The sequence below is a fragment of the Pseudomonas sp. UTLPPB19802 genome (assembly GCF_059730225.1).
On record NZ_AP048545.1, the window covers coordinates 5,644,211 to 5,656,494 of the forward strand.

The window sequence follows — 12,284 nt, forward strand, 5'->3', positions numbered from 1 at the left end:
GGCGATGCGCCAGTCATGAGCATTATCGCAGCCACAGCTCCTTGTCCTCACTCATTGCAATAAGTTCGCTCCCGTTCCCGCCCTCAACCCCGGTGAACAGCAACGCCGGTGCTCCGCTGAGTTTCTCCAATGTCTCGTTGGTAGGACGTGTGGCATTTTGTGCACTTTTCCCCTGGGAGCGCTCATCTATGCCGTCATCGCCCGGCGTTTTTACCGTGACCCGATACGTGTGGAGCATCCAGCGTTTGTAGAGCGCTATCCATGCAGAGCAGTGCGTACAAGCCTTCTTGGCCCCACCCAAATGAACGACCTTGTTGGCGTAATGTTCGGGGTTGGCAACAATTTCACTGGCGAGGAACGATAGCAGCACCAGTTCGGCGTGCAGCCCCTCTTGTTCGTTGCTCAGTACATTGACCGATTTAGCATTAGAGAATGTGCTCAGCAGCGCTCGCGGCTGGCCCTTGGGCTTGGCTGCGTTTGTTAAATCGTTTACATGAGCAAATTTGCGCACGAACCAACCATGTGCCCCACCTTTGTAGAGGTAGGTGTAAATCCTGGACTCCAGCGTATCCTCAGGCGCCAGGAACGTCGGCTTGGTAAACTTATCTATGACCTCGCGGTCCTGATCAGAGTATTTGATCATATATTCGGAGTCGAATTTGACCTTGGGCTGATCCGATGTGCGACTATTGTTGTAGGTGGTCAGGGTGCCGTGCGGGAGCGAGAGAAACCAATGGCTGATCCGTAGGCAGTCCTCGAAGGTCGCCTGGGTGTCGGTGTTAAAGCTGCTCAGATAATGGCGCACCTTCTCATGTTCTCTGTAGTTACAGGCAATGTAGACCTTGTCATCGCCATCAATCTGCATGCACTGCACTTCTTCGACCTTCTCCGCCTTGCCTGAAGCTAGGTCTAAGCTCCAGTCTCGCGCAGCAGCAGCGGCTTTGATGATAGTGGCAATGTAGCTGAGATCTTTGGGGCTGTAGTTCATGGCGTCGTCCTTGAGGCTTGCTGGGGGAGTATCAGGGCACCCATCGACCTTAATGCAGGGCTCGTAAGGTGAACGGGTCAGACGTATACGGCTAATCGCACTCACTTTTCTGTCTAGCGTCGGCGACGAGTTCTGCACCGACACGTGTTAACCGTTGCGACTGGAATAAGCTACGGAATTCGATATCAAAAAGCCACTACCCTCTCTCTGGATCAACAGCAGCCCAGCCAAAGGCGCAGCGAGAGGCCTGCCGCCTCGCGTTTGAATTCAGCGGAAAAGGAACGAAGTTGCTTGGTCATCAGACACCTCTATCTGGCGAGCATTTTTGCCTAAATGGGTGTCCGGTTTCATTGGACCACTACAGCCAACTTCTGCAACTACCAGGTCACCGTTGAAGAAATCGAGCAGCGGTCCGGTCTGAAGGTCTGCCCCACTCGGACACTGCCGTCGTCACTCTAGACCTTATGCGCCAGCAACATGGGTTCGATCACGATGATGACCCGCTGAGCCATGTCGCTGTACGAGCGAGACTGTCGAGTTGGCGCATCGTTGTGGATACGCTGTGCGGAGAGTTCGGTACAGAGGACGCCACGAAACTTCAGGCAGCCGCCTGGCAACCACCATGCGATTTCCTGACACGCGTCCACACGCAAACCATTCCACTCGATATCGCTCTTTCACCAGAACAGGAAAATGCGCATACTGGCCATCCGACATCAACCTCGCAAGGAGTGCACAATGAAGGTATCGATCAACCTACGTCTGACCCTCGGCTTGGACAATTACGACGTCAACTTGGATCTCCCCGGCAGCACACCGACAGGCGATGCCCCTTTCTTGTTCGCGGTCGAACAGTTCAAGCTTGATGCCAACAAAGAGAAAGACAAGAGCAGTGCCGACCAACTCCTGCAGGTTGCCATTGGCGGTAGTAAACAACTCTACGTTGCCGTCAAGCCTCCCAAGTCGCTGATCACCGCCGCCGGCGTCGACAAGGTGGTACAGAACCTTGAGGTACTAGTCGCCGAGGGCGACTTCCTTCCAAAAGAACACAAGTTCGCGATCAAAGGCGGAAGCACTCCCGGCATCGGCAATAGCGATGGTGCCGATGGTGCCGATGGTGCCGATGGTGCCGATGGTGCCGATGGTGCCGATGGTAGCGGCGCCTCCGGTGGCACCGAAATCAAGTGATCTGACGTCGGCTGCTCCCCCCCTCCCCGCAAAAACCGGTCTTCGGCACACTGGCGGCATACGCAATGGACGCAACAAAGCTGCTCGCAGAACTGCGAAAAGGATTTCCCGAAGCGCAACGATCGGGCGTACTGGACACCGCGAAGCTGCCGGGTACGCCCTGCGCCGCGGTCTTCAAGACGCTCGGCCTGCCTGAGAAGTTGACGCTGCACAGCAAGCGCGGCTGGGACGAGAGTGATCAGGCCTGCGTCCTGCGCGGATACGCCGAGCAGACGCTGCTGGGCGTGAAAAAGCCCTCAGTGTTTCTGCGTGTGCAGCCAGACGGTGCAGGGTGCCAGGTGCTGCTGGGCATCAACCTGCCAGTGAATTGGCAGTTCACCGATGCCTTCCCGGACGCGACCTTTCCGATTCTCAACACACTGGCTTGCCGCAGCCTACTGGTTGCCAGCGGCAGCATCAGCGCGCCAATCAGTTGGTTGCAACAGGTCAGCGAAGTGCGTCCCGCTGACGAGGTGCCAGCGGCGGATGGCAAGCGGCTCGCCGCAGGCCCAGGCGCCAGTCTGTTCGGCTGGGACAGCGACGCCACTGACCTGATTGGTGTAGAGACTCTGTTGACGCTGCTGCGACAACCCACCTTGAAAGTCGCCATTTCCATGGGGCTGGTGGGCTCTACACCGGCGAACCCTCTGGATCAAAACGCGCCGCTGGTGACCAACAACCTGCCGGAACAGTACCGCAACGATTCCGGCCTGCTGAGGCGCAACGAAACCTGGTGCGGTTTCAACCGCGAAAGTAACAGCGTGAGCCAGGCCTACCTGTCTCTGCATGCCCTTGGCGACGAGGGCTGGGATATTTGCCCCGGACTGATCAACCTCAGCGATGTGCAACTGCGCTTCAGTACCCTGCGCCCACCAAGCCGGGACAGTCTCCTGTCCTTCGCTGTGCAGGGTATGTTCACCCTGGGTGGGTTGCCCTTGCTGATCAAGGGGCATCTGCCCAGCAAGAACCTCAGCGGTGGCCTTGATCCGGCAAGATCAGCACCGTCGCTGACGACCTTCGTGAATAAGGTCTTCAAGTACGATCTTCCAGGGCAGATGACCATCGAGCGCCTGGAGTTCTGGGCCAAGATCAAAGAGTCCAGGTACGGCGCGGCGCTGAGCATCGAGGGTGACTGCCGGTTCGACATCGGTCGTGAACGTTTCCTCGCCTTCCATCGCCTGGAAATGAGCATGCAGCGTGACCTGCAAGGGGCCTCGGGTCGCCTGGCGGGCGGCTTCAGCATCAATGAAGATAACGAGTTCGATATTGACATCGACCTGGCCGATCAAACCAAGAAAATCACCGGTGGCTGGAGCAACCATGGCAGTCCACCCTCGTTGAATGATCTGCTTCGTGCCCTGCACCTGCCACAGATTGGCGAGCTGCCCGGTGGCTTGCAACTGCACTTGAACGAGGCCAGTTTCACGTTCCAGGAGGAGTCCGGTGCGCTGTCTTTCGCCCTTGATTTCAAGGCGCAGTTGACCACTGCGCAGGACCCTACCGGCACTTGCACCAGCGAAGCGTTGTTGGTGGCCGGACGCCGGTCGAAGAACGACCCATGGGGATACCTGTATGCCATGGACCTTGGCCTCAAGCTGAATGTGGGCCTCAATAGCATTCCCCTGGCAGGTCAGTTGGTGCCCGAGGGCAGCGACCAACTCGGTATCGAGCGCGTGCGCCTGATCGCGGCGAGCAAGGTCTTGCCACCTATTCCGGCAGGCAGCAAGCTGACCGTTCTGTCCGAACAATCGTTCGATGGGGGGCTGTCACTGGCAGTGGACCTGAAAGTGGGCAGCGAGCCGAGCAAAACCCTGATGGTCCACTTCGGCGGCCAGGCGAAAACGCCGCAGGTGGCAGGGCCGACCAAGCCCATCATGCCAGCCACGCCAATCCAACCAGTCCAACCCGCCAAGCCAGTCGCGCAAGCAGAGCCCGAACCGGCACTCCCGGAGGATGAAGAAGAACCGAGCGCCGACAAGGTCGCCTGGATCAAGATCCAGCGCGCTCTCGGTCCGTTGCGTCTGCAGCGCATCGGTTTCAGCATGACCGACAAGGGCGCCATTGCCGTGTTGCTTGATGCCGGCCTCGATACCCGCGGACTGAACATCATGCTCAGCGGGCTGCAGGCGAATATCCCACTGCTGGGTGAGGACAAGACGCCGACATTCGAGCTGGCCGGGCTGGCCGTGCAGTACCGCAGCTCGGCGCTGACCATCGGCGGCGCACTGAATAGCGTCGGAACCCGGGAGAAGCCGATCTACGATGGCCAACTGACGGTCAGCGCCGGACGCTTCGGCGCCACGGCCCTGGGCAGCTACACCGAGGTCGAGGGGCGACCGTCCTTCACGGCCTTCACCTTCATCGAAGTGCCGTTGGGCGGGCCACCGTGCTTCTTCGTCACGGGCCTGGCCGCCGGGGTCGGTTTCAATCGCTCGCTGCGCCTGCCCGAGGTGGACAAGGTCGGGCAGTTCCCACTGATCCAGGCGGCAATGGGCAACTTCACCCAGCAGGAGGCAAAGGACAGCCTCAGCCAGTACATCAAACCCGAAGCCGATCAGGATTGGTTCGCCGCCGGCGTACGCTTCAGCTCGTTCAAAATGATCGAGAGCTTCGCCTTGCTGACCCTGTCCTTTGGGGCCCGCAGCGAAGTCGCCCTGCTCGGCCAGAGCACCCTGAGCCTGCCCCCCTCCACGTCGAAGAAACGGGCGTTGACGGTGGTGTACGCCGAACTGCTGCTCAAGGCCAGTCTGCAACTGGAGGAAGGTTTGCTGGCGGTTAACGCGCAGCTGTCGTCCACCTCCTGGGTGTTCAGTCGCGACGCGCGACTGACCGGCGGCTTCGCCTTCTACCTGTGGTTTGGCAACAGCCCCTATGCCGGTGACTTCGTCGTCACCCTGGGCGGCTATCACCCACAGTTCAAGGTGCCGGCGCACTACCCGCAGGTCCCGCGCCTGGGCCTGAACTGGCGGGTCTCGGACAAGCTGACGATCAAGGGCGAGCTGTACTTCGCCCTGACGCCCTCGGTGATCATGGCCGGTGGCTTGCTCGATGCCACCTGGCAGAGCAGCGGCGTGCAGGCCTGGTTCCAGGTGCAGACCCACTTCCTGATCCGTTTCAAGCCGTTCACCTACCGAATCAGTGCCACGGTCAGCATTGGGGTCTCGGTCAAGGTCGATCTGTGGCTGAGCTCCTACACCCTCAATGCTCGGGTCAACGCCAATCTCGACCTGTGGGGGCCGGACTTCGGCGGTTTGGCGCTAGTCGACCTGTCGGTAGTGTCTTTCACCATCGACTTCGGCGACCAGAAGCATCCCAGCGATACGCCCCTGGACTGGCAGGACTTTCGTGAGTCGTTCCTTCCGGCCCCCGCCGAGCTCAAACCCAACCAGCCGACTCCCACGCAAAGTCCGCTGATCGGTATCAGCGCACCGAGCGGGCTACTGGGTACCGTCGATCAAAAAGGTAAGTCGCTGTGGAAAGTCGACCCCGCCAATCTGCGTCTGGTGCTGAGCAACCCGGTGCCGGTGACCGAGGTGAGCGGCCCACTGGCACCGACACAAGGCGACTGGAATCGCAGCCTGGGCGTGGCACCCATGAACAAACCACAGGGGTCGCTGACCAGTACGTTATCCCTGAGTATCCAGCGCATCGACAAGAAGGATGGCGGCCGTTGGAGCAGCCAGGCCCTGCTGGGCAACGTACCCGCCGGTCTGTGGGGCAACGGCGGCGCCAGCCTGCAAGATCCGGCGATGCTTGCCAACGCCCTGATCGGCCTCGATCTGCGTCCCGTGCCACCTGTCGCGCAAAATAGCCTGAGCGTCCTGGTCAGGCACCTTCAGGCACCAACGCCGTTGCCGCTCACAGTCACCTGTTCGAACAGCAAACCCGACAAGGCGTCCTACAAGCGTGGCAATACTTTGGAACAGCTAGGCGAATCCCTGGGCGATCAGCAGTCGAGCCAAAAGCGCAACGACATCCTTGCCGCCCTGCAGCGACAGCATCAGACCACCGCCAGCAGCCTCGACCTGAGCAAAACCGCCAGCGACGCACCCGACCTTTTCCGCGCGGCGCCGTACCTGTGCCCACTGGGTGCTGCATGAAACAACACATCCCTCGCTTCGACGCCGCCGCCGGCGGTCTTCCAAGGAATCCGCCAGCATGCCGCTGAAACGCCTCCAGCGCCCGTTCACCCAGGATCCGGCCAATGCGTCCCTGACCTTCATCCCTTACCTGTTGCCGCCACTGGCCAGCGGCGAATACCGCATCAGTGCCAGCCAGACCGTTAAAATCGGCGGCGCGAAACAGGCCCCCTTCGAGTCGTTTCAGGATTTCATGGTCCTGGGAGAACGCTATCGTCTCGCCCCAACATCGCTCAACAGCCAGTCACCACGCAATGGCGCTCGCGGCGATTTCTCGCGGCAGTTGCCCCACGTGGTGCTAAACGCCGCCACCCTACCCTGGCAGCGCTCGCCCTTCGTCGAGCCGCCGGCCACGGGCGAGGCACCGCCAAGCTGGCTGGCCGTGTTGCTGTTCGATGAAAACGATCCAGCACCGACCCCGCAGCCAATGACCATGGCCGATATGCTTGGGAGCGACAAGGTGTTCTTTCCCCTGTGCAGCAAGGAACCCGGAGAAAAAGACACAGACCCGGTCACGGTGATCGATGTCGATATCGACCTGTTCAATGCCATCGCCCCTTCGCTCAACGATTTGCGCTGGAATACCCATGTGCGTCGCGTCGACCCGCAAGCCAAGGCCAGCCTCGACGACAGCCTGCCGCAACTCGACTACGCGGTGGTGGTGGGCAATCGCCTGCCCGCCGCCGGGCACTCCTCGGTCGCGCACCTGGTGTCACTGGAGAATTTCGCCCCCTACCTGCCAGGGGACGAAGGTGAGCCGTCTACAGCGTTGCCAGCGGACACGCGTGCCGTTCGCCTGGTGAGTCTGGCTAACTGGACGTTCAATTGCCGCGATGGCCAGCAGAGCTTTGCCCAGCTCTTTGGCGCCCTTGAACCCGCCGCACTATGCATGCCTTGGAAGGCAGCCAGCGCAACGGACACTGACGGCGACAAGCGGGTGGAAAATGCCTTCGGCCTTGGCTACAGCGCCATGAACCACGCGCTGCGCAACGGCGAGCAGAGCGTGTCCTGGTACCGTGGCCCGTTGTTGCCGGTCAGTACCACCGCCATGCCGAAACCCTCGGCCAGCCATGCCGATGAACTGCTGCGCTACGACCTGGCCAGTGGCATGTTCGACGTCAGCTACAGCGCCGCCTGGCAACTCGGGCGACTGCTGGCCCTGCAAAACAGCAGCTTCGCCAGCACCTTGTACCGCTGGAAACTCGGCCACACCCAACAACAGTTGCAGGACTGGGAAAACAACGATCTGGATTCAGCACTGGCCGATTTGCCGTTGAGCGCAACGCCGGAGCAAGCCACCGGGAGCCGCGTCGAACGGGTGTTGCTCGACCTGCTCGATCAAGCTGTCGACGACCTGGCCAAGTCCATTAGCACGAGGAAAAACTGAGCATGGCACGTCAATTTGGCACGCGGATCACGCTAGAGGTCATGGGCCAGCGCTTGCAGGAAGCACCGATCGCCCCCAGCCCAACGCCATTGCAAAGTGACGTGGCCGACAATGCGTTCGACTTCGCCGACGATGATTTTTTTGTATCCGTCAATGAACTCAGTGTCCCCGACAATGAGCTTGATCTACCCCCACTGCTGTCGACACCTATCCCAGCACCAGTCGTCACTTGGGACAGCGATGATACCGACGCCAGGCTGATCCGCGACTGGTTGAGCGAGTTGCAGATGCTCAAGGGCGTACCGTTCAACTACCTGGTACCCGACATGGCCATGCTGCCGGACGAATCCCTGCGCTTTTTCCAGGTCGACAAGGGCTGGCTCTCTGCCCTGCTCGACGGGGCGTTCAGCATCGGCAATACCACCATCGATTCGCTTGCCGCGCAGCAAGCCTGTGACGCGCTACGCGCCGCCGCCGACAGTGCGGTGCAACGTTGCGAGGTGCGCCAGGCGCTGCACGCCGAAGCCGTACCTGACGCCCAGTGCCAGCCCGTGGCAACCACAGGTACGTTGAGTGGCTTCCTACTACGCTCGAACCTGCTGAGCGCCTGGCCGGGTCTGGAGGTCCAGGGCTTCACCGATACCGGGGCGCTGTCCATCGTGCGTATGGAACTGCTGGCACCAGGCCTGCTGCTGTGCCTGTTCAATGATCGACTGACCAGGGTGCGCTTCAAGCTGCCGGCCGAGGCCAGTCATTTCGGTGTTCGCGACGCCGCAAACAAGGGCTTCGACAAGGCCCTGCGCGCGCTCGATGACGATCCAGGCGCCCCCACCAAACTGAACGCCGACGTTATCACACGCACCAACGGACGCAGGGTCATACCTTTGGCGCGCCTAGCCGCCAGTATGAGCCAAAAGCTGAAAAAGCCCATCGATGCCGCCGGCTTCGCCCTGCAGATGGTGGAAGGTGCCGATGCCGTGGACTTCACCTGGAGCCTGTCATGAGCGATGACATCCTGATCGCCAACATCGATGTCTCCGCCCTGGCCGTGGGCCGGGGCGATGTCGCTGACCATGCCCTGGCGCTGCCGGCCATGGCTGATTTCTCGCGCTTGCCGCCCAAAGGCGACCCAGCGCCCTACATCAGCCAGACCGTGCTCGGTGGTAGTTCACCCTTTGCCGACGGTAAGCCGTTGAAGTTCGGTATCCACCTGCACTGGAGCCTGCCCCGGCAACTGACCCGCGGCGGAAGTAAGCCCCAAGGCCTGAAGTTTCCCCCGGTGCCGGACCGCTGGCTGGTGACCCGCATACTGCGCCAGGACAACAACACGGTGCAGTTGAAAAGCTGGGTCGTGGAAAGCGACCGCCTCAGCGACACCGGCAACCCCGAGGCCCCGACCATCCTCTTCAAGAACAAGAAGAGGCGACCACAGACGGCCTGGATCGGTCAGGTGTTCCCCGCAGAAACCTGGCAGGAGATCCTCGAAACGGGCGGGGCTCAGCGCGCGCCACGACCGTTCACCGCACTCGGTTATGGCGAACCGTCCTTTGCCGCCTTCTACCCCAATTGCGTGTCGGTGTTCGGTTTCCACGATGACCTGACCAGCGTCGAGGGCAAGGTGGACTCCGCACGAATCAGTTATCAGGTCAGTGGGTGGTATTCCCGAGATCAAGAAGATCCACTGCTCCGGGCAACGGCCAAGACCTTCGCCGACTGGCAGGTGCCGGCGGGTAGCCAGCCAAAACGGCTGATCTGCGCTGGCCTGCTGGACGGCATCGCCTGGGAAGCCAGCGCACGCTACCTCAATACGCCACCGCAACCCTTGAGCGTGGCCATCGCTGGCACCTCCCGCGAGGCGCTGTCGGCGCTGCTGGCCAGGGGGCCGAAGGCCGACAAGGCCGAGGCCCTGTTCAACGCCCTGCAGTTCGGGTGGCTGGCCGATGCAGACAGTGATACAGGTTCCGGGCGCGAATTCGAGCAACAGCTCCATGATGCCGGCTTTGCCACCCTTTCCGGCGGTAACGCATGGAGTGTCGAACGCAAAGACCAGAGCCTGGGAAGCGATACACCGGAACTGCCGGCCAATCAGGCGCGGCTGCTGGCTCAACTGAACAACCTGCAGGACACGCTGAACAAGGACGATCGCAGACGCCGGGCATTGCAGGCGCAACTGTTTCTGGACTGGCAAAAGTACCAAATCATGTTGCATGCTCCGTCAAAAGTGACGCCTGGCCAGCCGCTTGGCCTGGAAGACATGCGCCAGTGGTTGCTCACGCGCAGTGCCGACATTAGCCAGTGGCTGTCCAAGCTGGACGCCCAGCGCTCGGACATCAAGCAACTGGCGCAGCAACTGCAGGAGCAACTGATCGATGCTCTCACGTTGCGCGAAACCACCGGTGCACCACGTTTCTACCGGCCAACCGAGCCTGTATTACTTATCGCGGGTGAGGATGCCGTACCACCGGAGCGGCACGCACCGGATCGCATCAAGGGGGATGCTGGCGAAAACCGTCTGGCTCGGCAGATTCGCAGTTTCAGCATCGCAGGCGTTGGGCCAGAAGGTCCTTTCATCCGCAGCAGTGATGACCTTTCATTGCTGCAACTGCCCGCGTCGTTGCCGGTGACGCCCGCGCTCAAAGCACTGGTGACGGAAGCGCTCATTCTCAGCCAGAACCTGCTGCCACTGCTGGACAACACGTTCGTACCTCGGCTGCCGGTCCACTCGCCCCCGCTGACCACCGAGTACCAGGGACTGGAGCCAGGGTCCGGCTACTGCCAGGCATGGAGCACACCCTGGCTGCCCTTCCTGCTGCACTACGAAATCGAACTCTGCGCCCTGGGCGGCGACAAGCCATCCACCGGTTACCCAGAGGATTTCATCCAGAAGCATTTCCGCTTCGGTTTCGATGCCTTCGATCTGGAGTGTTCTGGTAGCGCGTTGGGAGCGAAACGCGTTCTGCGGGGCAGTACCCTGCTGGCCGCCGACGCCACCCAGGGACTCACCCGGGAAATCGAGCGTTACGCAAAGCAGCGCGCAGGCGATAACCAGCCCCTGCGCGACTTGTTGAACACCATCGAGAACCTGCCCCTGCTCGCGCAAAACCTCACAGGCTTCAACGACGCCTTGCTCATGCAGCGCGCCGCCCTGCAGCTGACGGTGGACGATCAGCAGGCAACCTCTGGCCAAATTGGACTGATCAGAGCCGTACGCGACGCTGTCGGCGGACGGACCCGCTTTACGCCCGTTACAGACGCCAGTTACACCCCATTGCGCGCGGAACTGCTGCGTATCAGCCGTTTGCGCCTGGTAGATGTGTTCGGTCGTTTCAAGGATTACTCGACCCCGAGCGTGAAGGTCGCCAAGGGTCTGCAGCCTCCACCTAGCTTGCGCCAGGACGGCAGTGCCCTGCTCGCTCCCCGCCTTGCCCAGCCTGCGCGCCTGCAGTTTCGCTGGCGCTCCGCCAGCAATCCCAGTAAGGAGAGTGCTGATAGCCTCGACAGCGGTCCGGTGCTGGGCTGGGTCATCCCCAATCACCTCGAACGCTCACTGATGCTGCATGCCGCCAATGGCCGGCCACTGGGCACACTGGTTCTAGCGGACAACAAGGTGCACTGGAGTTGCGCGCCGCTGAGCGGGTTTGCCAATGGCACGCTCATGAAAGAAGTATTCGTCGATCAGCCCGCAGATTTCTTGCACTTCGCCCAGGCCCTGCACAACGACACCGAAAAGGACGTTCTTGAGGGCTTTCTGGGCTCCGTCGACTTCGCCCTGCGCTACTGCCTACCGGACCAGTTTGCCGAGACCGCAGAGCACGTCGTACTGAGCGGACAGCCGCTGGTTCTGGCCCGCGCGAGTCTGGCCCTGGAACTGCTCGGCCCACCGGCACGAAACCAAGCCTGGAGCTCTCTGGCGACCCCGTACGCGCTCGATGAGGCAGGCTTGAGCAAGGTTCGCTTCCCGGTCCGCTTGGGTGCCCTGAACAAGCCGGATGACACACTGCTGGGCTACTGGATCAATCCGCAGGCCGCTGCGGGCTACCGGGATTTCAAGGCCCTCTACCGTGAGGCCGTGGCAGGCAACGACCGTCAGATAGACGATCCTCTGAGTGTCACCGCCGATGGCAAAGCAAAGGACCTGGTCCTACTCCTCGATCCGCGCGGCAGCGTACACGCCAGTTGCGGCATCCTGCCGGCGAAGACCATCGACATTCCGCCCAAGCACTACGCAAGCACACTCGCCTCACTCGATGTGACCTTCGATTGCCTACCGGTACTGACTGGTAGCGACTCTGCAGCCCCCGCTTCGATGGTCCTGCCGCGGGTAGCCCGTGGCGAATGGCACTGGATCAGCACCACCGGAGAAAACTGGAACAGCCTGACTCCAAGTGACATCAATGGTGCCAAAGCCAATCTCGACTATGGCCACCAAGGCATCGCCGAAGGCTGGCTGAGCGTGCGACGCGAGAAACCGGAGAAACCGGAGAAACCGGACCATGAAGAATAACGATTTTGTTTGTAGCAACTCTAAGTCAGCAATGGCTCC

General features: G+C 61.0%; 6 protein-coding genes. 5 read left to right on the forward strand and 1 reads right to left on the reverse strand.

The genetic code is table 11. The features are described 5' to 3' along the window. Window positions 1–22: 22 nt before the first annotated feature. Window positions 23–988, reverse strand: coding sequence for a hypothetical protein (locus tag AC6I6U_RS24300; protein ID WP_497878551.1), 966 nt, complete (start codon window positions 986–988; stop codon window positions 23–25). A gap of 738 nt (window positions 989–1,726) precedes the next feature. On the opposite strand from AC6I6U_RS24300, the gene AC6I6U_RS24305 reads away from it, so the two are divergent. From AC6I6U_RS24305 to AC6I6U_RS24325, 5 genes are all read left to right on the forward strand, one after another. Then, window positions 1,727–2,176: a hypothetical protein gene (locus AC6I6U_RS24305; RefSeq protein ID WP_497878552.1), complete on the forward strand. Its 450-nt coding sequence runs from the start codon at window positions 1,727–1,729 to the stop codon at window positions 2,174–2,176. Between the two features lie 65 nt (window positions 2,177–2,241). Further along, window positions 2,242–6,315, forward strand: coding sequence for a DUF6603 domain-containing protein (locus AC6I6U_RS24310; protein WP_497878553.1), 4,074 nt, complete (start codon window positions 2,242–2,244; stop codon window positions 6,313–6,315). A gap of 58 nt (window positions 6,316–6,373) precedes the next feature. Beyond that, the gene (locus tag AC6I6U_RS24315; RefSeq protein WP_497878554.1) at window positions 6,374–7,741 is read left to right on the forward strand and encodes a hypothetical protein; all 1,368 of its coding nucleotides are present in this window, start codon (window positions 6,374–6,376) and stop codon (window positions 7,739–7,741) included. A gap of 2 nt (window positions 7,742–7,743) precedes the next feature. Then, entirely contained in the window at window positions 7,744–8,745 is a 1,002-nt protein-coding gene (locus tag AC6I6U_RS24320) for a hypothetical protein (RefSeq protein ID WP_497878555.1), read from the forward strand. After that, window positions 8,742–12,245, forward strand: a complete 3,504-nt coding sequence (locus AC6I6U_RS24325; protein ID WP_497878556.1) for a hypothetical protein — start codon at window positions 8,742–8,744, stop codon at window positions 12,243–12,245. Before AC6I6U_RS24320 ends, AC6I6U_RS24325 begins: the two co-directional genes overlap by 4 nt. The last annotated feature ends 39 nt before the right edge of the window (window positions 12,246–12,284 follow it).